This is a genomic window from Amycolatopsis pigmentata, assembly GCF_042684065.1.
Classification (GTDB): domain Bacteria; phylum Actinomycetota; class Actinomycetes; order Mycobacteriales; family Pseudonocardiaceae; genus Amycolatopsis_E; species Amycolatopsis_E pigmentata.
In genome coordinates this window covers 112,221-135,724 of sequence record NZ_JBHUKR010000015.1, presented here as the reverse complement: position 1 = coordinate 135,724, position 23,504 = coordinate 112,221, and the positions used below count along the sequence as shown (strand labels likewise).

The 23,504-nt window shown below is 68.8% G+C and carries 21 protein-coding genes and 1 pseudogene; 11 read left to right on the top strand and 11 right to left on the bottom strand.

The window, feature by feature from the left end:
* Positions 1-52: 52 nt before the first annotated feature.
* A complete protein-coding gene (locus ACFSXZ_RS26425) occupies positions 53-790 on the bottom strand; it encodes an IclR family transcriptional regulator (protein ID WP_378267895.1) in 738 nt (245 codons plus the stop codon).
* Positions 791-1,264: 474 nt separating this feature from the next.
* On the opposite strand from ACFSXZ_RS26425, the gene ACFSXZ_RS26420 reads away from it, so the two are divergent.
* Positions 1,265-2,860, top strand: a complete 1,596-nt coding sequence (locus tag ACFSXZ_RS26420; protein WP_378267894.1) for an ABC transporter substrate-binding protein — start codon at positions 1,265-1,267, stop codon at positions 2,858-2,860.
* A 21-nt stretch (positions 2,861-2,881) separates the two neighbouring features.
* On the opposite strand, the gene ACFSXZ_RS26415 is transcribed toward ACFSXZ_RS26420, so the two are convergent.
* Both ACFSXZ_RS26415 and mdlC read right to left on the bottom strand, forming a co-directional pair.
* Positions 2,882-4,192 carry an MFS transporter gene (locus ACFSXZ_RS26415; protein ID WP_378267893.1) on the bottom strand — a complete coding sequence of 437 codons (1,311 nt, stop codon included), beginning with the start codon at positions 4,190-4,192 and terminating at the stop codon, positions 2,882-2,884.
* Positions 4,193-4,392: 200 nt separating this feature from the next.
* Complete coding sequence (gene mdlC, locus ACFSXZ_RS26410; RefSeq protein WP_378267892.1) at positions 4,393-5,988, bottom strand: benzoylformate decarboxylase; 1,596 nt, start codon at positions 5,986-5,988, stop codon at positions 4,393-4,395.
* Positions 5,989-6,155: 167 nt separating this feature from the next.
* Here mdlC and ACFSXZ_RS26405 point away from each other — a divergent pair, with 167 nt between their 5' ends.
* From ACFSXZ_RS26405 to ACFSXZ_RS26380, 6 genes are all read left to right on the top strand, one after another.
* Positions 6,156-7,628, top strand: coding sequence for an aldehyde dehydrogenase family protein (locus ACFSXZ_RS26405; RefSeq protein WP_378267891.1), 1,473 nt, complete (start codon positions 6,156-6,158; stop codon positions 7,626-7,628).
* Positions 7,629-7,731: 103 nt separating this feature from the next.
* Positions 7,732-8,667 (top strand): TIGR03560 family F420-dependent LLM class oxidoreductase, encoded by a 936-nt coding sequence (locus tag ACFSXZ_RS26400; protein ID WP_378267890.1) that lies wholly within the window; start codon positions 7,732-7,734, stop codon positions 8,665-8,667.
* 31 nt (positions 8,668-8,698) lie between these two features.
* Positions 8,699-9,997: a phenylacetate--CoA ligase family protein gene (locus ACFSXZ_RS26395; RefSeq protein ID WP_378267889.1), complete on the top strand. Its 1,299-nt coding sequence runs from the start codon at positions 8,699-8,701 to the stop codon at positions 9,995-9,997.
* 2 nt (positions 9,998-9,999) lie between these two features.
* Complete coding sequence (locus ACFSXZ_RS26390) at positions 10,000-11,097, top strand: zinc-dependent alcohol dehydrogenase (protein ID WP_378267888.1); 1,098 nt, start codon at positions 10,000-10,002, stop codon at positions 11,095-11,097.
* A gap of 22 nt (positions 11,098-11,119) precedes the next feature.
* Complete coding sequence (locus ACFSXZ_RS26385; RefSeq protein ID WP_378267887.1) at positions 11,120-12,124, top strand: amidohydrolase family protein; 1,005 nt, start codon at positions 11,120-11,122, stop codon at positions 12,122-12,124.
* 281 nt (positions 12,125-12,405) lie between these two features.
* Positions 12,406-12,630 carry a hypothetical protein gene (locus ACFSXZ_RS26380; RefSeq protein WP_378267886.1) on the top strand — a complete coding sequence of 75 codons (225 nt, stop codon included), beginning with the start codon at positions 12,406-12,408 and terminating at the stop codon, positions 12,628-12,630.
* A 76-nt stretch (positions 12,631-12,706) separates the two neighbouring features.
* Here the strand turns inward: ACFSXZ_RS26380 and ACFSXZ_RS26375 are convergent, their stop codons facing one another.
* A complete protein-coding gene (locus ACFSXZ_RS26375) occupies positions 12,707-13,132 on the bottom strand; it encodes an ester cyclase (protein WP_378267885.1) in 426 nt (141 codons plus the stop codon).
* Between the two features lie 70 nt (positions 13,133-13,202).
* On the opposite strand from ACFSXZ_RS26375, the gene ACFSXZ_RS26370 reads away from it, so the two are divergent.
* On the top strand, positions 13,203-14,180 hold the full coding sequence (locus tag ACFSXZ_RS26370; protein WP_378267884.1) for a LysR family transcriptional regulator: 978 nt from the start codon (positions 13,203-13,205) through the stop codon (positions 14,178-14,180).
* On the opposite strand, the pseudogene ACFSXZ_RS26365 reads toward ACFSXZ_RS26370, so the two are convergent.
* The 6 genes and pseudogenes from ACFSXZ_RS26365 to ACFSXZ_RS26340 form a co-directional block, all read right to left on the bottom strand.
* A pseudogene (locus ACFSXZ_RS26365) lies at positions 14,133-14,498 on the bottom strand (MmyB family transcriptional regulator); the annotation flags it as partial. The gene ACFSXZ_RS26370 and the pseudogene ACFSXZ_RS26365 overlap by 48 nt on opposite strands.
* Before the next feature lie 23 nt (positions 14,499-14,521).
* Positions 14,522-14,707: a hypothetical protein gene (locus ACFSXZ_RS26360; protein WP_378267883.1), complete on the bottom strand. Its 186-nt coding sequence runs from the start codon at positions 14,705-14,707 to the stop codon at positions 14,522-14,524.
* 9 nt (positions 14,708-14,716) lie between these two features.
* A complete protein-coding gene (locus ACFSXZ_RS26355) occupies positions 14,717-15,763 on the bottom strand; it encodes an amidohydrolase family protein (RefSeq protein ID WP_378267882.1) in 1,047 nt (348 codons plus the stop codon).
* Positions 15,760-16,818: an amidohydrolase family protein gene (locus ACFSXZ_RS26350; RefSeq protein ID WP_378267881.1), complete on the bottom strand. Its 1,059-nt coding sequence runs from the start codon at positions 16,816-16,818 to the stop codon at positions 15,760-15,762. Before ACFSXZ_RS26350 ends, ACFSXZ_RS26355 begins: the two co-directional genes overlap by 4 nt.
* 18 nt (positions 16,819-16,836) lie before the next feature.
* Positions 16,837-17,298 (bottom strand): Rieske (2Fe-2S) protein, encoded by a 462-nt coding sequence (locus ACFSXZ_RS26345; RefSeq protein WP_378267880.1) that lies wholly within the window; start codon positions 17,296-17,298, stop codon positions 16,837-16,839.
* Positions 17,299-17,301: 3 nt separating this feature from the next.
* Positions 17,302-17,634, bottom strand: a complete 333-nt coding sequence (locus ACFSXZ_RS26340; RefSeq protein ID WP_378268078.1) for an SDR family oxidoreductase — start codon at positions 17,632-17,634, stop codon at positions 17,302-17,304.
* A 400-nt stretch (positions 17,635-18,034) separates the two neighbouring features.
* Between ACFSXZ_RS26340 and ACFSXZ_RS26335 the strand changes: the two genes are divergently transcribed.
* Positions 18,035-19,438 (top strand): 3-oxoacid CoA-transferase, encoded by a 1,404-nt coding sequence (locus ACFSXZ_RS26335; RefSeq protein ID WP_378267879.1) that lies wholly within the window; start codon positions 18,035-18,037, stop codon positions 19,436-19,438.
* Positions 19,439-19,987: 549 nt separating this feature from the next.
* On the opposite strand, the gene ACFSXZ_RS26330 is transcribed toward ACFSXZ_RS26335, so the two are convergent.
* Positions 19,988-20,857, bottom strand: coding sequence for an amidohydrolase family protein (locus tag ACFSXZ_RS26330; protein WP_378268077.1), 870 nt, complete (start codon positions 20,855-20,857; stop codon positions 19,988-19,990).
* A gap of 376 nt (positions 20,858-21,233) precedes the next feature.
* Between ACFSXZ_RS26330 and ACFSXZ_RS26325 the strand changes: the two genes are divergently transcribed.
* Together ACFSXZ_RS26325 and ACFSXZ_RS26320 are read left to right on the top strand one after the other, a co-directional pair.
* Positions 21,234-22,493, top strand: coding sequence for a GAF domain-containing sensor histidine kinase (locus tag ACFSXZ_RS26325; protein WP_378267878.1), 1,260 nt, complete (start codon positions 21,234-21,236; stop codon positions 22,491-22,493).
* Between the two features lie 241 nt (positions 22,494-22,734).
* Entirely contained in the window at positions 22,735-23,394 is a 660-nt protein-coding gene (locus ACFSXZ_RS26320) for a response regulator (protein ID WP_378267877.1), read from the top strand.
* Positions 23,395-23,504: the final 110 nt, after the last annotated feature.

The following is a 23,504-nucleotide window of genomic DNA, read 5'->3' as shown; positions in this document are numbered from 1 at the left end:
GTTTGTCCCCGCCCGGGCACGCCCGGCATCGGTGAGGGCGCAGGCGGTGGCCTTATCCCGCGCGAGCCGCGAGCCGGCCGGAAAGCGACTGGGACGTCCGGGCGAGGATCCTGGCCAGCTGCATCGGTTTCGCCCGGGCGGTCTGGATCACCACGCTCATCGCGGCGATCACGTCGCCGTCCGGTCCCAGCACGGGCACGGCGACGACCAGGTTTTCCACCGTGATCTGCCCTCGTGCCACCGCGACGCCGCTCTGGCGGATCCGCGCCAGTCGCCGGCGCAACTCCATCGGATCGGTCAGGGTCAGGGTCGTGAACCGCTCCAGCGGCGACCTCAGCACCTCGTCCTGGAGTTCCGGGTCCGCGTAGGCGAGCAGCACCAGTCCGGTTCCCGTGGCGTGCATCGGCCACCGGTCACCGACCCGGCTGGAGACCGCGTACTCGGCACGCGCCCGCAGGGTTTCCACGTAAACCACTTCCAGGCCGTCACGCACGCCGAGGTGCACGTTGCCGCGGGTGATCCGGTGAAGTTCATCGAGGAAGGGGAACGCGGCCTCTCGCAGTTGCAGGCCGCGTGGGGCGAGCGCGGAAAGTTCGAGCAACCGCAGCCCGACCGAGTACCGCCCGTCGGCGTCGCGCTCCAAACCGCCCCAGGTGACCAGTTCACGCGTCAGCCGGTGCGCGGTCGGCAGGGTCAGCCCGGCGCGGCGGGCGATTTCGCTCAACGACAGGTGCCGGTGGCGCGGGCCGAACGCGTCGAGCACGGCGAGTAACCGGGTCGCCGCCGTCATCCGGGGCCCGGCTTCCTCGGCCGCCCGCCTGTGCTCCGTGGGGGCCGGGCCCCCACGCCCCTGCTGGGGGCAAGCCTCCAGACCCCCTTCCCGCGGTGGGGGAGGCGCGGGTTCGTAGAGGGCGGTGTTCGCGAGTGCCGAGGATCCGTCTGTCGTTGTGGCGATGGCCAACCGTTCGGTCAACACTGACCCCTGTTCACGTCAATCAACATCAACATCTCGCCGGGCGCGTAACAGTCTCCCCAGGTGAACTCGCCCGCACAAGGGATTCCGGGCCGCCACGGCGAATCTTTCCCCAAGTGCTCGGAGCGGGTGAGACGGATGATGTAGGCGTGCTGGCCCGAGCGACGCGATCCGCTGACCGCTTCGACCGCAATGTTGTTTCCGTGTCGCGAAATACCCACTGCGTGAATTGTGTACGATTCGCGACTCTGGGTTGCCCCTGACCAACGTGGGCTGGACGGAGTCAGTGTCGTGCACAAGTCGATGCGCCGATCGGTTTTCGCCCCGGTGGCTGTCCTCGCCCTTGCCGCGTGCAGCGACACCAGTGCCTCCAGCGGAAGTGGCCTGGCCGTGGCACCGCACACCCGGGGTGGCGAAGTCACGGTGCTGGAAGGCTCGTCCTACGCGGGGAGCTGGCCGGCCGGTCTCGACCCGGCGACCAACACCAACAACAGCGCCAACATATCGCAATACAGCGCCATTTTCGGTGGACTGTTCACGATGACCGCGAAGGATGACGGCAGCGACGCGAGGGTGGTGCCCAACCAGGCGGAGAGTTACCAATTCCTCGATAACAGTCGAACGGTGAAAATAACCATCCGCAACGGGGTCAAGTTTTCGGACGGCACGCCGCTGGACGCCGAGGCGGTCGCCTTCAACTTCAGGCGCGATCTCGCCACGCCGTGCAGTTGCGCGCCGAAATGGCCGCTGGCCTCCGACGGCATCACCGTCCAGGGCAACAGCGTGCTCCTGAAGTTCAACCAGCCCTACGCCTCGATCATCGACGAGTTCCCCAACACCAACGTCAACTGGATCGCCTCGCCGGCGGCCCTGCGGCGGCTGGGGCCGGACGCGTTCAAGGTGACCCCGGTCGGCGCGGGGCCGTTCAAGGTCTTCTCCGACAAGCTCAGCTCCGAACTCGTGCTCCTACGGAACCCCTTCTACTTCAAGGAGGGGCTGCCCTATCTCGATCGGCTGGACTTCAAGGCCGTCGACGGCGATCAGTCCGCCTATCAGGCGTTGCGCGCCGGGCAGGCGCAGGCCTACGAAGGGCTGACCACGGTGCCGGTACTGGACCAGGCGCAGGCCGACCCCGGGCTCACCACCACCGTCCAGCCGCCGACCTCGCCCTACGTGGTCCAGCTCAACACCAGGACCGCGCCGTTCAGCGACCAACTGGCGCGGGAGGCGATCTACTACGCGACCGACTTCGGCGCCATCGCCCGCGGCGTGTTCACGAACAGGTACCCGGTGAGCCAGATGTTCACCGGGCCCGGCGGTCTGTTCCATCACCCGACGGTGCCCGGCTACCGGAACTTCGACCTGGCCCGCGCCAGGCAGATCATCGGCCAGCTCAACGGGCTGACCATCAAGCTGGGCACCTTGAACACCTCGCTCGCCCAGCAGGTGGCGACCGCGCTCCAGAGCCAGTGGCGGGCCGCGGGGATGACCGTCGACCTGCAGGCCTCTCAGCTGAACGGGCTCGTGCAGCAGTACAACTCCGGCACCTGGCAGGTCATGCTGCAGACCGCGGGTTCGTGGGACCCGGCCGCCGGTTCCGGGGTGAGTTTCCGCTTCTCCTCGACCTCGGCCTACAGCGGTGTGGCCGACCCTCATCTGGACGACCTGCTGTATCAGGGGAAGGCGACGACGGACCCGGCGCAGCGGGACGCGCTCTACGCGCAGGCCGGCCGGTACATCAGCGAGAAGGCATACGCGCCTTTCGGTATCGCTTTCGCACCGGCCGACCTCGCCGTCAAGGGCGTGTACGGACCCGGACTGACCACCAAGATCCCGCCGCTGACGATCTACTCCGGCATCCTGTGGGACCAGGTCTACCGAAACTAGAAGCGTGTCAAGGGAAATCGGTCAGGTGGTGGCCGTCCGGTCGCCGGCCACGTCCTCGGCCCGCTCCCGCACCCCGCCCGGTACCCGCAGTACCAGGACCGCCGCCAGGCTCACCGCGCACAACAGTCCTAAGTAGAGGGATATCGGGGTGGACGAGTGGTAGGCGCTGAACAGCGCGGTGGCCACCAGGGGCGTGATCGCGCCGCCGACCAGGCCACCGAGCTGGTAGGCGATCGACGAGCCGCTGAACCGCGTGCGGATGTCGAAGATCTGGGTGAACAGGCCGCCCTGGGCTCCGGCCATGATGCCCTGCACGATCGCGGCCACGAAGAACGACACCAGTGCGGCGGCCACGTTGTGCGTGTTGACCAGGAGGAACAGCGGGAATGCCCAGACCACCGCGGACAGCGCGCCGATGGCGTAGATCCGCTTGGCACCCCAGCGGTCGGCGCACCGGGCCGCCACGTAGATCGCCGCTATCCAGACCAATGTGGACAGAAGGAGGAGGGTGAGCAGGGTGTTCCGGCTGAACTTCACGGTCGTCGTGCCGTAGCTGAGCATGTAGACCATGACCGTGTAACCGACCGCGGGCGGTGCGATCGACAGGAGGCTGGCCAGCAACAGGGTGGCCGGGCGTTCCCGCACCAGCGTGCCGACCGGCAGCTTGCTGACTTCCTGCCGGTCCACCACCTTCCGGAACTCCGGGCTCTCCGAGAGTTTGCGCCGCACCAGCATGCCGACCACGAGCAGGGCGATACTGAACAGGAACGGCAGGCGCCAGCCCCAGGTACGGAAGTGCTCGCCGGAAAGCTGCGTGACGATCAGGAAGACCAGGTTCGACGACAGCACCCCGATCGGCACGCCGAACTGTGCGAAGCTGCCGTACATGGCGCGCTGCCGGGGCGGGGCGTGCTCGGTCGCGACCAGCACCGCGCCACCCCACTCGCCGCCGACACCGAAACCCTGGACCAGCCGCAGCAGCACCAGCAGCACCGGCGCCGCCACGCCGATCGCCGCGTACGTCGGCAGGATGCCGATGAGGAACGTGGACACCCCCGCCATCATCAGCGTCAGCACCAGCATGGCCTTACGGCCGAGCCGGTCGCCGAAGTGGCCGATCACCGCGCCGCCGAGCGGCCGGGCGATGAACCCGACCGCGAACGTGCCGAACGCCGCGAGCGTGCCGGCTACCTCGGAGAACGACGGGAAGAACAACGAACCGAAAACCAGCGCGGAAGCGCTGCCGAAGACGTAGTAGTCATACCATTCGATCGACGTGCCCACGCAGCTGCCGAGCAGCAGCGCGGCCTTGCTCCGTTCCGAACCGGACATCGGACCACCCTTCGCCGTTGAGGGACAGTTGTCTGGCACTGTAGAGCGGTGCGCGCGTTCTCGCGCGGGTCAGTTACCAATCCGACCCAAAAGCAGGCGGAGACGGACCGCAGCCAATCTGGCTGTATAGACCCGTTTCCGCCGTGGCTGTGGTCGGATTGGTAACGATCGGCACAGTCCCCGAACCGGCGAAAAGCCGGTCAGCCGGCCAGATCCGGACCTCCCGTGATCGGCACTTCCAGCAGCAGCGGGCCGTCCGGCATCGCGGTGAGCGCGGCACGCAGGCCGGCGATGGTGCCCACCCGCTCGGCGGGCAGGCCGTATCCGGCGGCGACCGAGACGATGTCCAGACCAGGCAGGTCGAGCCCCGGCACCCCGGAGACGCCCAGCGCGTCGACGAATCGTTGCAGCCCGCCGTATCCGTTGTTGCGCAGCACCACGAACGTGATGGGCAGTTGGTGCATCGCCGCGCTCCACAGGCCCTGCACGCCGTACTGGGCCGCCCCGTCGCCGATCACCGCGAACACGCGTCGCGACGGATCGGCCAGTGCCACGCCGACGGCGGCGGGCAGACCGAACCCGAGCCCGCCCGCGGCGGGGAAGTACAGGCCGCCCGCGCCCCGGATCGGGACGCGCTCCCAGAGCATCCCGGTGTTCGAAGTGGACTCGCTGATCAGGACCGCGTCTTCCGGCAGGACCTCGGCCAAGGCGTCGTAGACGCTTTCGGCGGGAAACGGCGCCTTGTCCGCGGGCACCTTCTCCGGCGCGGTGCGCGGGGTGACGGGCGCCCGGTCGGCGGGCCGCGCACCGAGCTTGACCAGCGCGCTGAGGACGCGCGTGACGTCGCCGACGAGCGCGTCGCCCATCGGGGCGCGTGCGGCCGCGGTGGGATCGCTGGTCACGGAAACGAGTTCGGCGCCGGGTGGCAGGAAGGGTCCCGGACGGTTCACGTGGTAGCGGAACACGGGCGCGCCCAGCACGAGGATGAAATCGTGGCCCGCCAGGTTTTCGCTGACCCCCGCCACGTTCGTCGGGAGCACGCCCCGGTAGTGCGGATGCGTGGTGGGGAAAGGGCACCGGGGCGGGTGCGGGGCCAGCCAGACCGGGAGCCGTGCGGCCTCCGCCAGCTCGATCGCTTGGGAGAACGCCGGTTCGACGTCGACTTCGGGGCCGAGGACGAGCACCGGCGACGAGGCCGCGGCCAGCCGGGTGGCGAGTTCCTCCACCTGGCCCTCGCCGGGACCGCCCAGCGGGGTGACCCGGCGGCGACCCAGGTGCTCGACCTCGTGCGGCTCGACTTCCGCCGTCCAGTCGTCGAGCGGCAGGGAAACGAAGACCGGACCACGGGGCGGCAGCATCGCGAGGTGATAGGCCTGCGCGAGGGTGCGCGGAACGTCCTGCGCCCGCTTCGGTTCCAGCGACGCCTTGACGTGCGGGGTGGGCACGACGGTCAGGTCCGGCTCCGAAAGCATCGCGCCGAGCCCGACCAATCCGCGCGACTGCTGACCCGCGGTGACGATCAGCGGCGTGTGCATCTCCTTGGCGTTGGCCAGATTGCCCATCGCGTTGCCCAGTCCCGCGGCGGCGTGCAGGTTCACCAGTGCGGGTCTTCCGGTGGCCTGCGCGTAACCGTCGGCCATCGCCAGTACCGCGCCTTCGTGCAGGCCGAGGATATACCGGAAGTCGGCCGGGAACCGGTCGAGGAAGGGCAGCTCGTTCGAACCGGGGTTGCCGAAAATCGTGGTCAGGCCCCAGGCCCGGAGCAGGTCGTGCACCGTCTCACGCACCGTTGTCATGATCACCAGCCTTCTCGCGTGCTTTCCAGGACAACACGACCCCGCGCCTGACACAACATTTGTGCTCCTACCAGGGCGTTGGGCACGCCGTTTCCGTGACGTGAAAGGCATATCGCCCTCCGTGGTCCGCCCCCGGCATAGTCGGTTCGCGACAAGGAGGTGCGGTGATGACGACCGTTCTGCCCAGTCCCGAGGTCAATGCCCTGGTCACCGGCAACACGCAGCTGATCGGCGGCGAGTGGGTGCCCGCTTCCTCCGGTCAGACGATCGACGTGATCGACCCGGCCACGGGCGGTGTGCTGACCCGGGTGCCGCGCGGTGGTGCCGAGGACGTGGACGCGGCGGTGCGCGCCGCGACGGCGGCCTTCCCGGCCTGGCGTGACACCAACCCCTCCGTCCGGGCCGGACTGATCATGAAATGGGCGCGGCTGATCTCCGAACGCGAGACCGAGATCGACCGGATCGAGTCCCAGGAGGTGGGCCGTCCGCACTGGGGCCCGCCGCCGATGGCGCGGATCCTCACCTTCATCGCCGGGCAGGCGGACAAGGTGCAGGGAATTTCGATGCCCGGCCACAGTCCCGACGTGCTCGGCCTGACGCTGCGCGAACCCTACGGCGTGGTCGGCAGCGTCATCCCGTGGAACGCGCCGGGGCCGATGTTCGCCAACGACGTCGGCGCGGCCATCGCGGCGGGCAACACGATCGTGATCAAGCCGGCCGAGGACGCGCCGTTGACGCCGCTCGCGCTGGCCCGGCTGGCGGTCGAGGCGGGCATCCCGCCGGGAGTGATCAATGTGGTCACCGGCTACGGCACCGAGGCCGGTGCGGCCATTCCCGCCCACCCCGGAATCCGCCGGATGAGTTTCACCGGTTCGCCCGAGACCGGCAGCGCGGTGATGGCCGCCTGCGCGGCGAACCTGGTGCCACTGCACCTGGAACTGGGCGGCAAGTCCCCGCAGGTCGTCTTCGACGACGCCGACCTCGACGCGGCGATTCCCGCGATCGTCAACGGCATCACGCTCAACACCGGACAGATCTGTGCCGCGGGGTCCCGGGTCGTGGTCCAACGGAGCGTGCACGCCGAGGTGGTGCGGCGGCTGGCCGAGCGCATCGGGCAGGTCCGGGTGGGGCCGTGGCACGAGAAGGTCCACATGGGACCGTTGATCAGCGCGCGCCAGCACGAGCGGGTGCTGTCCTACATGCGGCTCGGCCAGGAGGAAGGCGCCGAACTCGTCACCGGTGGCGGGGTGCCTTCCGGGGAGGAGTTCGAGCGCGGTTTCTTCGTCGAGCCGACGCTTTTCGACCGTGTCGCCCCGGAAATGCGGATCGCGCGGGAGGAGATCTTCGGCCCGGTGCTCTCGGTCATTCCCGTGGACGACGAAGCCGAGGCGGTCGAAGTCGCCAACGGCACCGACTACGGCCTGGTCGCCTCCGTGTGGACCCGCGACGTCGGCCGGGCGGTGCGGATGTCACGCCGCCTGCAGGCCGGCCAGGTCGCGGTGAACGCCGCGCTCGGGGCGGGCCTGATCGGCGCGCCGTTCGGCGGTTACAAGCGCAGCGGTTTCGGCCGGACGATGGGTGCCGACGCCGTTCTCGACTACACCCAAGTGAAGGCGGTGTCCCTGCGTGGCACGAACTGACAGACTGTCTGGGAACCGCTACTCGGGCAGCCAAAAAGACCAGCCGAACGCGCAGTCCGCAGGTCCGGCGCGTTCCAACAAAAGCACTGAGAGAGATTTCCGGATGCGGGTGCTCATGGAGCCCCGCCACGGAGCTCGCTACGACGACATCCTCGCGCTCGCGCGGACCACCGAGCGCGCCGGGTTCGAAGCCTTCTTCCGCTCCGACCACCTGCTCGGGGTCGATTCCCAGGACCGCACCTTCCGGCCCACCGACTGCTGGACCACACTCGCCGGCCTGGCCAGGGACACCGAAGCGGTGCGGCTCGGATCGCTGGTGGGGGCGGCGACCTTCCGCCAGCCCGGTGTGCTGGCGAACATCGTGGCTTCGATCGACGAGATGAGCGGCGGGCGGATCGAACTCGGCCTCGGCACCGGCTGGTACGAGCGGGAGCACGCCGCGTTCGGCCTGCCGTTCCCCGAAACCCGCGAACGGTTCGACCGGTTCGAAGAGCAGCTCGCGGTCATCACCGGGCTGTGGACGACGCCGATCGGGGAGGATCCGGGATTTTCCTTCCAGGGCAAGCATTATCGGGTGGAGGCCAACCGCACGCCGCCGAGGACGGTGCAGTCGCCGCATCCGCCGATCATCATCGGGGGCAGCGGCCCGAAACGCACCCCGGCCATCGCGGCCCGGTTCGCCACCGAGTTCAACAGCGCGCTGACCGCCGATCCGGCCGCGCGCTTCGCGGTGTTCGCGCGAGCCTGCGAGGCGATCGGCCGTGACCCCGGTGACGCGCGGCTTTCGACCGTGCTGCCGGTCGCGTGCGGCACTACCGAAGCCGAGGCCCAGCGCCGGGGGGAGGTCATGGTCTCGGAGTTCATCCGCGCCAACGCGACCATCGGGTCGCCGTCGGCGGTCGTCGACCGGATCGGCGAACTGCGCGAGGCCGGTGCGGACACCGTCTATCTGCACATCTACGACATCCACGATCTCGAGCACATCGAGTTGCTCGGCGCCGAGGTCCTGCCGCACGTCGTGACGCCGGCTGTGGCTTAGAGCGCCGACTCCCTTCCGGAAAGGTTCGCCCGTGGTCACACCCGGTTTCGTCGTACCCGACGACCGAGAGGCCGTCACCGCGACGCTGCGCGCCCAACTCGAGGCGCTCCCGGCCCGCTCGGGGTTCTACGCCGACCTCTTCGCCGAACACGGCGTGACGCCCGCGGCCGTCGCTTCGCTGGAGGATCTGCGGAAACTTCCCTTCACCACCAAGCAGATGCTGCGGGATTCACAGGCCGCGGCGCCGCCGCTGGGCAGGCATGCCGGGGTGGAGATGGCCGACGTCATCCGGTTGCACGCCTCCAGCGGCACTACCGGAAAACCGAGCTGGGTCGGTGTGACCGCGCGGGATTCCGCCGCCTGGACGGAGATGGTGGCACGCGCCTTCCACACGATGGGCGTCACCCGCGACGACGTGATCGTCCACGGCGCGGGCACCACCCTTTTCGTGGGCGGACTGCCGATCCTGGACGCGTTCCAGCACCTCGGTGCGACGGTGATCCCGATCGGCACCGGCGCGTCCGCGAAGGCCGTGCAGGCCATGGACACGCTCCCGGTCACCGCCCTGCACTCGACCCCGTCCTACGTGCGCTACCTCGCCGAATACGTGCGCGGGCTCGGCCGTGACCCGCGGGAGTTCGGCCTCCGGAAGCTGCTGGTCGGCGGCGAGCCCGGCGGGGGCGAGCCCGCGTTCCGCGAGCACGTGGAGCGCGAATGGGGCGCGCGGGTCACCGAAGGGCTCGGGAACGCGGACATGGCGCCGGTGCTCTTCGGCGAGGTACCGGACTCCGGGGGAATGCGGTTCACCGGCGGCCGCCACGTGATCGTGGAGTTGATCGACCCGGACACCGGCGAGCCGGTGGCCGCCGAGCCCGGCGCCACCGGAGAACTGGTCTATACCTCTACCGACCGGGAGTGCTGCCCGCTGGTGCGGTTCCGCACCCGGGACCGGATCGTGGTCACCGGCCGGGCGGCCGACGGCGCGCCACTCATCCGGTGTGTCGGGCGCACCGACGACATGCTGATCGTGTTGGGGGTCAACGTGTTCCCCTCCGCGGTCCGTGACATCGTGCAGACCTTCCACCCGCGTACCACCGGTGCCGTGCAGATCGTCCTGCCCAGGCAGGGGCCTCGCGTCGATCCGCCGCTGTGCGTCGACGCGGAATGGGGCGAGGACGCGGGCGACAAGGCGAGATTGAAGGCCGAGCTGGAAGCGGTGATCCGGGACCGGCTCTCGGTGCGCGCCGAGGTCACCCTCGTTCCGCCCGGTTCCCTGGAACGTTCCGAGATGAAGTCCCGGCTGACCCGGTCGGTCGAAGAGGGAGGCTGAACATGGCGGAAACCGTCCGAGCGGCCGTGCAGTCCGGGCCGCGCAAGATCGAGATCCGGGAGTTCCCGCGTCCCAAAGTCGGGCCGGACGACGGTTTGCTCCGCGTCGAGGCCAACGGGATCTGCGGCAGCGATGTCGAAACCTACAAGGGACACCTGGGCAACCGGGAGGGCAAACCGTTCATCCCCGGGCACGAGCCCTTGGGCATCATCGAGGAGATCGGCGAACGCGCCGCCGAGCGATGGGGCGTGCGGGCCGGTGACCGGGTGGCCGTCGAGGTGATCGTGCCGTGCCGCCAATGCCAGCAGTGCCTGGTCGGGCGATACCAGGCGTGCCCCAACCGGAAATACGGTCATGGCGTCACCGGGATCGACGTGGAGCCCGCGCTGTGGGGCGGTTTCGCCGAATACCTCTATCTTTCGCCCGGCACGGTCGTGCATCCCATCGACGTGAACGTGCCCGTCGAAGTCGCGGCGATGTTCAACCCGCTGGGCGCGGGCGTGCGCTGGGCCCGCACCCTCGGCGACATCCAGCTCGGGGACACGGTGCTGATCCTCGGCGCCGGGCAGCGCGGTCTCGCTTCGGTGATCGCCGCGCGTGCCGCCGGTGCGGGCACGGTCGTCGTCACCGGGCTGGAATCCGACGCGCACAAACTTCAGCTGGCCCGTGAGTTCGGCGCCGACCACACCATCGTGGCCGACGCCGAGGACACCGTGGAGCGGGTCCGGGAGATCACCGGCGGAGCGATGGCCGATGTCGTCCTGGAACTCACCCCGATGGCCGCCGGGCCGGTGACCGACGCGCTGCTGTCCGCTCGTCACGGTGGGCGGGTCGTGCTCGCGGGGCTCAAGGGCGGCCGCGATATCCCGCTCAAGACCGACCTCATCATCAACCGGGCGCTGTCGGTGGTCGGCGCGTTCGGGGTCGACGCACGGGCCAACGAACAGGCCATCGCGCTCATCGAGTCCGGCCGCTTTCCGTTGGAGAAGCTGCACACCCACACCTTCGGGCTGGACGAAGTGGCGCTCGCCATCGAGACGCTCGCCGGGGAGGTGCCCGGCGAATCGGCGGTGCACGTCTCCGTTCACCCGAATTCCTAGGCTTTCGAAGGAGGTTTCTCGAGTGCTGGTCGACGCGCACGCCCACCTGCTGCCCCGTGACTACCCCGAAGACGCGCCGGAATGCTTTCCGCGGATGGAGGCGATCGACGGCGACACCGCGCGGATGCTGCTTTTCGGCGCCGTGCGATTCCGCGCCCGCGATGTCTTCTTCGAAGCGGAACGGCGTCTCGAGGCACAGGACGCGTCCGGCGTGGACATGGAGGTGCTCACGCCCATGCCGCCGTTGCTGCGTTACGACCTGCCGGCGGCCGACGGGCTTTCCCTGGCACGTCACGTCAACGAGTTCACCGCCACGCTGTGCGCGCACGATCCCTTGCGCTTCACCGGGTTCGGCATGGTGCCGTTGCAGGATCCCGACGCGGCGGCGGCGGAGCTGAGCGCGATGAAGGACGCGGGGCTGCGCGGGGTCGAGATCGCCTCGAACATCGCGGGCAGCTCCATCGGGGAGGAGAAGTTCCTGGGCTTCTTCGCCGAAGCCGAACGGCTCGACTTCCCGATCTTCGTGCACGCCATGCCGTCCCCGACCGACCGCCTGCCCGCCTCGGCCATGGGCACCTACGTGGTCGGACTGGAAGGCGCGCTGGCCGCCGCCTCGCTGATCACCGGTGGCACCGCGGCGAAGTGCCCGGACCTGCGGATTTCGTTCAGCCACGCGGCGGGCGGATTCCCGCTGATGGTGCCCCGCCACCAGTACTTCTGGAGCGGCGTGTGGAACGAGGAGACACCCGTGCCCGAGCGCGCGGTCGCGCACGACGACGGTCCTTCGCCGATGGACTACGCCCGGCGTTTCTATTACGACACCATGGTGTTCGACGCCCGTGCCCTGCGCTACCTGGTGGACCTGCTCGGGCCTGACCGGCTCCTGGTCGGTTCGGACTTCCCGGCGATGCCCCGCGAAGAGCCCGCGGGGAAGACGTTGCGCTCACTTGGTCTTCCCGAGGACACGCTCGCCGACATCACGTGGCACAACGCGTTCCGTTTCCTCGGCATCGACCCGCCTCGCTGAGTCTGTCGACACTTTTGGTCGTGGGGTTGCCTCGGTATCGGTCGCCGCCGGTTGATTGCGGCGGTCGGAGGTTTACCGATCCTGTTGGCGTGGTTCGCCGACTGGCGGCCGTCCTCGATCGGGAGGTTTTCCCTGGTACTGCACACTTTTGCTCCGTAGCGCTACTTCACCCTGGTCCGCCGTAGCCCTTCCGCGTGATGGCGATCGGACCTTTTCACCCTTTCCGGTACTCCTGAGTTTGTTCGAACCTTGCCGCTCATAGGTTCGATAAAATAGGAGGCATGAGCGACCCGTCCCCGCCCGATCAGCCTCGTCATCGTCCTGTGCGGACGCGTGGGGCGATGCTGTGCAAGCTCCAGCAGCTGCGCAGGCGGATCAGCCGTCTCCAGGCCGAGGAACTGGAGGCGCCGGAAACAGGCCCGAAAGACACCGCACCCCATGAACGCCCGGCCGACGGCGGGCCGGGACCACCGAACCCGCTCCCGTCCGATCCACCACCGTACTGACAAACTCCCCAGAGAAGGGGCTTTCGAGGAGGAACTGATGCGGCCCCAACGCCAGGTCACGCGCGGTCGGCCCGGCTCACGCGAGCGCGCCGGTCTGCCGCAGCAGACTCAGCGCGTCGGCGACGGCCCAGTGCTCGGCCATCCGCCCATCCCGGTAGCGGACCAGATCCATCACCCGGAACTCGACCTGGTTGCCCGAGGGAGGAACGCCGAACCAGGGGCCGGTATGCCGGGCGCGGAACACTTTGTGGGTCGCCACCAGATCTCCGTCCCCGACACAGTGCAGGATCCTCACGGTGAGCTCGGAGAAGGCGGCATGCATGGCCGCCATGGTCGCCCGGACTCCTTCCCTGTCGTTTCCCTGTCCTGGTTCGACCGTGTGATTGTGGTAGCCGGGGTGGACGAGCTTGTCGATCAGCTCGAACCGTCCACCCTGTTGCACCTGCTCGACGAAGAACCGCATTCGGTCCACATTGGATTCCCATTCGACGCTGTCCGTCACGGCTCCAGTCCACCATTCGCCGGCGAAGGGAGCCAAGACCCATCGGATCCACCAGCTATACCCTGAAGGCATGGAATCGCGGGAACTGGCCTACTTCGTCGCGGTCGCCGAGGAACGGAACTTCAGCCGTGCCGCCACTCGGCTCGGGATCGCCCAGCCCGCCCTGTCCCGGGCGATGCAGCGGCTGGAACGCCGGCTCGGGGTGCGGCTGCTGGAGCGCACCAGCCGCCACGTCTCACTCACCAATGCGGGCGAGGTTCTGCTGAAGGAGGGCCGTAAGGCACTCACCGCGCTGGTGATGGCCGAGCGTTCGGCTCAGCGCGCGGGGCGAGCGGCTCCACGGTTGACGGTGGTCATGAAACCGGGCGGTGACGCCGGCCTGCTCGAACCTCTCCTGACTCGCTTCGCGACCCACCCCGACGGGGTCGATGTCGAGGTGTTGATCTGTGGCCTTGGCGAGGTGAAAACGTTGCTCCGCGACGGAACCGCGGATATCGCGCTCTTACGCCTGCCTCAGGACGACTTGGACGGACTGGCCACTGAAGACCTGCTGACCGAACGCGAGATGATGGTGGTGCCGCGTACCCACCGGCTGGCCGGCCGCCGGTCGGTAGGCGCGGCCGACCTGGCCGGCGAGATCCTTCCGCGGTGGGCGGAGGATGCTCCGGGCACCGGACCGGTCATCAAGGACACCGGGCAGGTGGCCGAACTGATCGCCCTTGGCCGGATGATCGCCGTTCTGCCCGAGTCGGTGGCTCGCCACCTCGGCCGCGGCCTGGTCGCCGTTCCGGTTGAGGGTCGCCGGACGACCTTGGCCGCCGCCTGGACCGATCAGCGCCGTGATCGTGCGCTCGCCTCGTTCGTCCGCACCGCGGCCGAGACCGCGACGATGCTTTCAACCGTCTTGGGGGACCGAGAGCAGCTGGGTGCCGATGACGGACAGGAGGTCGAGCTTGTCGGCGCTGTCCGTTCCGGGCGCGGGGGTGAACCAGAGGAGACGCTGGCGACCGTCCTCGCTGAAGAGGTTGAGGCAGTTCACCTCGAGTAGCCCGAGCGACGGATGGATGATGCGTTTGCGGTCGTCGCGGCGAAAGGCCACATCGTGCTCGGCCCAGATCGACGAGAATTCCGCTGAGCGCCGGAGCAGGGTTGTGATCATCGAGCCGGCCTTGGTGTCCTTGGCGTTTCGCGCGCGGCGGCGGCACGCAGGTCGGCGGCGAACGCACGCGACTGGGCCTCGTGGTCCTCGTCGGGATAGACCCTTCCGGGCCCCGGGTTCGGTGAACCAGCGGAAGACGAAGCTGGCCCAGGTGCCCCGGAACGCCGACTGGTCGCCCAGCAGCGCGACGGCCAGCGGATTCTGCACCAGGGTCACGTGCAGATCGGTGATCACCTGCCCGAGGCGCCCGCCGGCTGGGCGACTTCGTCGCGGCGCAATCCGGTCACCCGGCGTCGTGGTCCGGACACCAGACCGACGTCTTCGGGGCGGATGGTGAAGTCGAACGGCGCCGACCGGCACGTCGTGCCGGGGGCGCCACGCCGGCGAAACCATGACCGTCCCGTTAGGACGGTCATGGTTTCGGTTTACCGGAAGAACGACGCCGCGTTGCCGGACATCACGGCTTGCCGTTCGGTGTCCGGCAACAGGGCGAGCAACCGCTCGGCGCCGGGGCCGTGATCGTGCGGGTAGTCGCTGGCGTAGACCAGGAAGTCCCCGAAGCGCATCATCTTCCCGAGTTCGGCCAGTTCCTCGTCGCTGCCGGGCAGCTGCGCCGGTTGCGTGGTGGCGCGGAAGTGCCGGTACAGGTAGGTCTCCGGTGGCTCCTTCACCCACGGGACCTCGCGCCACAGCGACCGCCATTCCTTGTCGAACCGCCACTTCAGCGGCGGCAGCCAGGAGAAACCGCATTCGGCGAGGCACACCCGGAGCTCGGGAAAATCGCTGAACACGCCTTCGGCGATGAGGCTGACCACGTGGCCCTGGATGATCTGCGAGTTGCTCAGATAATCCTCGAGGTAGGTGTGGGCGAACCCGGACGATGTCGGCGCCGTCGCGTTGCGGCCCCACGCGTGCAGCGTGACGACCAGCCCGTGCCGGTCCGCGGCCGCCAGGACCTGACGGTAGCGCTTGTGGCCGTAGCGGACCTCCAGCCCGCGGATCGGCAGGAGCACCTGCACGAACCGCTCGTCCGGGCCGAGGCGGTCGATCTCCGCCACCGCGGCCTCGGGGTCCATGCTGGGCACCACGATGCTGCCGCGCAGGCGTTCGTCCTGGTCGAGCCACTCGGTCCGGATCCAGTCGTTCACGGCCCGGGTGAGGGCGGCCTCGTAGTACGGGTTGCGGGTCATGTCGAAGGTGGTGGTGCAGGTCAGATGCACCCTGGCCGGGTCCTCGGTGTCCAGCACCTCCTTGCGCAGGGCGTGCACGTTGTCCGGGGGGAAGACTCCGCGAGCCCGGGCGTCGGGCGTGGCCGAGGTCCGGGCGCCGGGCGGGTAGGCGCCGCCGAAGGCCGGTGACAACCGGACATTGCCGTCGGTCACATAGTTCCGCCAGTAACCGTCCAGATACGGGAACAGCGTCTGGATCGACGCGGGCGCGCAGTGGACGTCGGTGTCGATGTGGCCGCTCACGGGCGCTCCAAGCGGTGGTAGAGACGGTAGGCGTTCTCGGACATGATGGTTCGCCGGAGGTCCTTCGGCAGGTCGCGCAGAGCGGTGTCGGGGTTGTCGAAATCCCAGTGCGGATAGTCGGAGGCGAACATGATCCGATCCGTCATGCCGGTCTGCCGCAGCAGCGTCGCCAGGTGCTCACGCTCCGGCGGCTCCTCGATGGGCTGCGTGCTGAACCAGAAGTGCTCACGGAAGTACTCCGACGGCCGCCGGGCGAGCAGGGGCACGTCCTCGCGCAGCAGGGGCCACGCCGCGTCCATGCTCCACATCAGGTGCGCGGACCACGCGATGCCGCCCTCGACGAGCACCACCTGAAGATCGGGTACCTGCTCGAAGACGCCTTCACAGATCAGGTTGGCCGCGCCCATCGCCATCACGTTGCCGTACCAGGTGTGGTGCTCCAGGTAGAACGACGGCCAGCCGTCGGCGCGGTGGTGCTCCATGCCGCCGAGATGCACGGCGACCGGCAGCCCCGCCGAGGCGGCCGCGCGGTAGATGGGCACGTACTTCTGGTGGCCGAGCGGCATTTCGGTGCCACCGGGGAAGAGGACCTGGACGAACCGGGGGTCGCCGGCGAAGCGTTCGATCTCTTGGATGGCCAGTTCCGGCGTCTCGTGGGCGACGCAGAGGCTGCTCACCAGCCGGGGCTCCGGGTCGAGGAACATGTCGACGACGGCGTCGTTGAGCGCCCGGGTCAGTGCCCCGGCGTATTCGGGCTGCTCGGCACCGTAACTGTGGCTCTGCAACGGAATGAGCACTCCGTAACCGAGGCCGTACTGATCCAGCAACTGTTCCTGGATCAGTCTGAGGTCACTGCCCGGGATACCGTTGGCGGGAAAGGAGTCCAGCCGCATCCCGCCGTTGCGGATACGCGGGTACATCGCGGGGGGCGGCGCGACGCGGAAACCGAAGGTCTCGAACCGGGTACGCCACGGTTCGGGCAGGCGGGCGGCGAGATCGGCGGCGGGGACGGACGGGTGGATGTCGGCGTCGACGACGGCGGTGCGCTGCCTCACAGGTGCGGATGTCATCATTCACCTCGAAATCGTCTTGGTGGACGTGTCGACCACCACGTAGTCGTCCTCGATCTGCACGTCGTAGGTTTCGGCCACATACGGCCCCGGGACACGGTCGGGGAACCGCACCTCGGTGTCCTCGTCGATCGTCTTGCCGGGTTTCACCGAGACGCCGTAACTGCGTACGCCGGGTTCCGCGGCGTTGATGTAGGACTGGCCCGTCGTGATGTCGTACTCCCAGCCGTGCCACGGGCAGGCGAGGAAGACGTCGTCGGTCATGACGTAGTCACCGGGGCCGCCGGACGTCGCGGTGGGCGCGGTCCGCCCCAGGCACAGCGGCCCACCCTGATGGGGGCAGTAATTGTTGAGGGCGTAGAACCCGCCGCCCACGTGAAAGACGCCGATGGAGCGTTTTCCGACCCGCACGATGCGCCGTTGTCCGGGCGGGAAGTCCGAAACCTTCGCCACGACTATCCGCATAGGTCACTTCCTTTCCTCGGCGAACCCGTCAGGGCGTGGGCTCCAGCGAAAACGAGGGCGGGCCGTGCCCCATTCGGCTTTGTGAGCCGACCGGTCCACAGACGCACCTCCGCCGTTTTTCGTCCTAAGAGGACCCGGCGCGATGGCGTTCACCCGCGTCTGCCAGCGTGCGAGATCGAGTGCCGCCTGCCGGACCAGGTTGACGATACCTGCTTTCGCGGCGGCGGAGGAGTAGGAAATGAAGGGATCCGCGCGCGGGCCGGCGGTCGATACGGTCACCACGACACCCCCGCGACCACCGGGCCGGCGCGGTCGTGGCGGGACACCAGCGGTCACGGGCGCGACACCGCCGGTCACACCGAAGACGTCCACGGGCCCCACGGCGGGTCCGGTCCCGGTCACCGGCACCTCCCTTCTCTTCGGCCGCGGCTCGCGCCGCCGGTCACGATCCGGCAACGGTCACGGAACGTGGCCGTTTCGTCGGCGTCATCCGGCTTCGGCGGGGCCGCCGGAACGAAGTGTTTTGTCACCTGTCATGAACATGCCATCGCAACGCGGGGAAGGTTATTCGTGAGTGTGTTCGTGGACTGGTTCGGTTTCCGCGCGCAACAAGGTTTCCGCCAGGCGGTCGCGCTATGGTCGCCCGAGAATCGCCGTTGTAACGTTTCTTGTCAACATTCTTCGTGGCGGTACCCGAGACGTTAACTTTGTACTCCGGACTGGTGAGGTTCCGTAAATGGACGACAAGATCATGGCTTCTCCCGCGGAAGCGGTGCGCGACATCGGCGACGGCGCGAGCATCGCGATCGCCGGTTTCGGTGTGTCGCACCGGTTTCCCTCCAGCCTTATCGTGGCGCTGCACGAGCAGGGTTCCACCGGGCTGACCGTCTACTGCAACGGTCTCGGGCAACCCGGCACGCCCACCGCGCACCTGCTCGCCGACGGGCAGCAGATCGCTCGTCTGGTCACCTGCTTCTCCGCCCGGCCGGGCATCGTCTCCGAGGCCGAGCGGCAGATCCGGGCCGGGCTGATGGAACTGGAACTGGTGCCGCAGGGCACGCTGGTGGAGCGCATGCGCGCGGGCGGAGCGGGCATCCCGGCGTTCTACACCCCGGCCGGCGCGGGCACCGCGATCGGCGAGGGCAAGGAGGTCCGGATCTTCGACGGCCGTCCGCACATCCTGGAACAGGCGATCAAGACCGACTTCGCGTTCGTCCGCGCCGCCTGTGCCGACACCGCGGGCAACCTGAAGTTCCGCGGCGGGAGCCGGAACTTCAACGTCAGCTTCGCCAAGGCGGCCGCGGTGACCATCGCCGAGGTGGACGAGATCGTGGAGGTCGGCGGGATTCCGCCGGAAGAGGTCGGCCTGCCGGGTGTGTTCGTCAGCCGGGTCGTGAAGAGCACCGTGCAACTCGACGTGAAGAACCTGCCCATGCGGCCAAGCCGGGCCGCGACCAGCGCACGCGAGTACGCCGGAAAGCCGGCGCTCACCCGCGAAGAGATGGCGCGCCGCACCGCGGCGTTGCTGCCCGACGGGGCGATCGTCAACCTGGGCGCGGGAATGCCCACCCTGGTCACGAACTTCATCGGCGACCGGCCGGTCACCCTGCACAGCGAGAACGGGATGCTGCGCTACGGCGAACGCGTCGTCGGTGAGGAGTTCGACCCCGACGTGCACGACGCCGGTGGCTACTTCGTCGGGCTGCGGCCCGGGGCGTCCTTTTTCGACAGTGTGACCTCGTTCGAGATCGCGCGCTCGGGCAGGCTGGACGCGGTCGTGCTCGGTGCCTATCAGGTCGGAGCCGACGGGGACCTGGCGAACTGGACACTGCCCACGATGACCGGCGGCGGCATCGGCGGCGCGATGGACCTCGCCGTCGGAGCGAAGCAGGTCATCGCGCTGCTGGAGCACACCGATTCCCAGGGGCGGCCCAAGCTCGTCGAGACGTGCGAGTTCGATGTCACCGCGCGCGGTTGTGTCGACACGGTGGTCACCGACCTCGCGCTGCTGACCCGCACCGGCGAGGGATTCCGCCTCGACGAGATCGCCCGCGGCTTCACCGTCGAGGAAGTGCTGAAGCTGACCGGCATGCCGGTCGCGGTCGCCGACGGGGTGGGGGTGCTGCAGGACAGCTGGTGACCGGTGCGCGATGATCGACGCCCTGGTTCTCATGTCCGCGTTCCCGTCTTCGCCGATCGGGTGAGCCGCCACACGTCAACGTAGGCAACCGATCCTGCCGTCGGCGACGGGCGAATGTTGCCGAGAACCCGAGTCATGCGTCGCGGTCGGCCGCACGGGGAACGGCACCATGCCCCGGCCCGGGGACGCGGCCCCGGGGCGGCACACGCCGGGCATGGTGCCGTCCAGGGTCTCCGTTGACCCTCTTGCCGGGCGTCAGGAGGAGTATGGGCCAACCGCCCTCCGGCGGCAACCATGTCAGGCCAAGGTTGTCTTCCACTGTGCGGACTCGGGGTTCCCGCCGGCCGTCTCGCGTGCTTGTCTTTCCTGGGTTGTCCTCACCGCCGCGCTTAAGGAACCGCATGACCGTCGATGCCCGGGTCGTCGAGCCGAACCGCCGGAGAGGCCCACCCCGATTGTCCACTTTGGACTTCACGGTGCCGGGCCGGCGCGCACCGGCAGGCGCGCGGCCACCTCCGGTTCCCGGAGGACCGGGAACCGGAGGGCGGTTCAGGCCAGGCCGAGCGCGCGGATCGCGTTGTCCTTGAACAGGCCGGGCTTGATCTCCTCGCGGATACCCGCCTTTTCCAGATCGTTCAGCCAGCGTTCCGGGGTGAGCATCGGGAAATCGGTGCCGAAGAGCACCTTCTCCTTGAGGAGAGTGTTCGCATAGCGCACCAGAATGGGCGGGAAATATTTGGGCGACCAGCCGGACAGGTCGATGTACACCTTCGGTTTGTGCGTCGCGACCGAGAGTGCCTCCTCCTGCCACGGAAAGGAGGGATGCGCCATGATGATGGTCAGATCCGGGAAATCGACCGCGACGTCGTCGAGATAAATCGGGTTGGAATAGCGGAGCCGCAGTCCGCCGCCGCCACGCCGGCCCGCGCCCGCACCGGTCTGACCGGTGTGGAACAGCGCGGGAATCCCCGCCTCCTGGATCACCTCGTAGAGCGGGTAGGCCTCCCGGTCGTTGGGCTGGAACGCCTGTGAGGTGGGATGAAACTTGAACCCGCGCACGCCGTGTTCCTCGATGAGACGGCGCGCCCGGCGCACGCCCTCGGCACCGCGCGCGGGGTCCACGCTGCCGAACGGGATGATGACGTCGGCATTGGCGCGCGCGCGTTCCGCGATGTCTTCGTTCGTCGGCGCGTCCGGCTGCTCGGGTTTGTCCTTGACGTCCACCATGAAGGTGACCGCCGCCATGTTCTGCGTCCGGTAGAACTCGGCGAGTTCGTCGACCGTGAAGCTTTTCGGGGCGGTCTTGAAGTACTTGGCCATCGCTTGCAGCGAAGCGTTGTCCTCGGGGCGGGGCTCGGCGGTCGACAAGCGCTGCACATGCGTGTGGACGTCAATGGCGCGCAGGTTCGCCAAGTCCAAAGTGGTATTGGTTCCGGGCTGATTCACAGGCTCACTCCGATGGGGCCGGACAATGATGTCAACAGGATTTCACGGTATCAGGAACGTTGACAATGCCGGATTTACGCGGTTAGCCTCGGCCGTGGCCTTTCTCACCGTCTGGCCCGGGGGAGACGTTCCGTGGAAGCGGGGGCCGTACCGGCGGCGGCGCGAAGGCGGCCGAACGGCCGATCGACGAGTCCACTATGTACGGTGCGGTCGAGCACGCGACGCCGGTGCGGGCCGCGTCCCCGGCGGAGGCCGTCGCGATGCTCACTGTGTGCCACACTGGATGTGACACCCTGCCGCGGAATCGTGGCAGGGTGACTGGAGATCAGCGCTGTACGAAGGGGTCGGCGTGACGGACGTGACGACGAACGCGGCCGGGGTGTGCCCGTCCTGCGGGCGGCCGCCCGGCGAGGTGGGCGGCTTCGACGGCGCGCGGCGGGGCCAACGCCGGCTGGCGGCCATCGCGCGCGCGGCATCGAGCGTCGCCGACGCGGCGTCACTGAGCGTCACGCTCGATGTCATGGCCCGTGAGGTCGTCCAGGCCACGCACATCTCGGCCGTGCAGATCCTGCGCGTCGAGGGCGGCACCATGCGGGTCGTCGGCAAGGCCGGGTTCACCGACGCCGACGACTTCCCCGAGCGGCTCGAAGACTGCCGCAAGCTCGGCGCGCCGCTGATGTTCGTCAAGGCGTTCCGGACGCAGAAGCGGGTCGTGCTCGCGCATCGGAAGGCGGCCGTGCTCGCCGACCCGCGCTGGAAGCCGCTGCACGAGATCATGAGCGCGCCGGACTGGGACGCCTTCGCCGCCGTGCCGCTGGTCGTCCGTGGCCGCGCGGTCGGGGTGCTCAACGCCTTCTACTCGCCGGCCGAGGAACCGAACCCGGAGAACCTGGAGTTCCTCGAGTGCATGGCGGACCAGGCCGCGATGGCGGTCGATTCGGCCGATCTGCTGGCGCGCTCCCGTCAGGACGCCCAGGTCGAGGAGCGCGCGAGGCTGGCCCGCGAGTTGCACGATTCGGTGGTGCAGCAGGTGTTTTCCATGCGTATGCACGCGAAGGCGTTGCGCGCCCAGGTCGAGCCGGGAGGCCACGCGACGCCCGAAAAGGTGCGCATGGTCGCCGACGAACTGCTGGGCCTGGCGCAGACGGCGCTCGCCGACCTGCGCGGCCTCGTGTTGCAGTTGCATCCGCTGGAACTGGCCGGGCGCAGTCTTGTCGGCGCGGTGCGGACGCTGGCCGAGGGCGTGCAGGCCACGTCCGGCGTGCGGATCGAGATCCACGACAGCGAACTGCCCGCCCTGCCGACGGAGCAGCAGGAAGACCTGTACCGGGTGGTGCAGGAGGCGTTGAACAACGTGGTCAAGCACGCGAGGGCGACCACCGCGATCGTGACGATCGCCGCGCCGCCAGGGGAGCCTGCCGGACCGGTCACGGTCGAGGTCAGCGATGACGGCGTCGGCCTGCCGCATTCACGGACCGAGGCGGGCACACTCGGTCTGGTGTCGATGCGCGAGCGGGCCCAACGATGGAGAGGCACTATGAAGATCGAGAACACGCCGGACGGCTGCCGGGTGCGGGTCACCATGCCGGTGTGGGAGGGCAGGCTGTGAACCCCCGGGCCCGAGCCCGGCCGCGGCTCCCCGTGCGGGCTCGCGGCAATCAGGGTGACCACGGCGCGCGCCCTTTTTGTCCAGTGTTTTGTGGGGGCACGGCCCCCACACCCCCGCTGGGGGCAAGCCCCCAGACCCCCTCAGCGGGGCGGCAGGGCGCCCATCGGCCCCACGTGACGTGCTCCGGTAAGGAGCGCCCTGTCGACACGATCGCGGGGGCGCGCAAACTCGCGGAGGAACAGTGCAGGACGTGATCGGGGTGCTGGTCGTCGACGATCACGCCGTGGTCCGCCGGGGGCTCGCCGCCTATCTGGAAAGCGCGGCCGGCATCGAGGTGATCGGCGAGGCCTCCGACGGCCAGGATGCCCTGGCCCAGCTCGCGCGGCTGGCGAGCCAGGAGAACCTGCCCAAGGTGGTGCTGATGGACGTGCTGATGCCGCGCATGGACGGCCTCACCGCCATCGGCGCCATCGTGGCGAAGTACCCCGACGTGCGGGTGGTGGTGCTGACCAGTTTCGGCGAGACGGAACGGGTCCACGCCGCGCTGCAGGCGGGTGCGGCGGGATACCTGCTCAAGGACGCCGATCCGGACGAGGTGGCGGCGGCGATCCGGGCCGCCGCGCGCGGCGAGGTCCATCTCGACCCGGCCGTGGCCGGGCGGCTGACGCGGCAGCTGGTGTCGCCGCCGATGGGCCTGACCGCGCTGACCCCCCGCGAGCGCACGATCCTCACGCTGGTGGGGCGTGGCCTGTCGAACCGGCAGATCGCCACCGAGTTGTCCATCAGCGAGCGCACCGCGCGCACGCACGTGAGTCACGTGCTGACGAAGCTGCAACTTTCATCGCGCACGCAGGCGGCACTGTTCGCCATCCGCGAGGGCCTGATCGACTCGCCGGGCTGAGTGCGGTTTCCTTTATCGTCCATAATGGACTGTTGTGCACGAGATGCGGGTGGCGGCATCCGGACTGGGGGGTCGTCCGGACGCCGCCACCCACTCTTTTCCAACGGCGG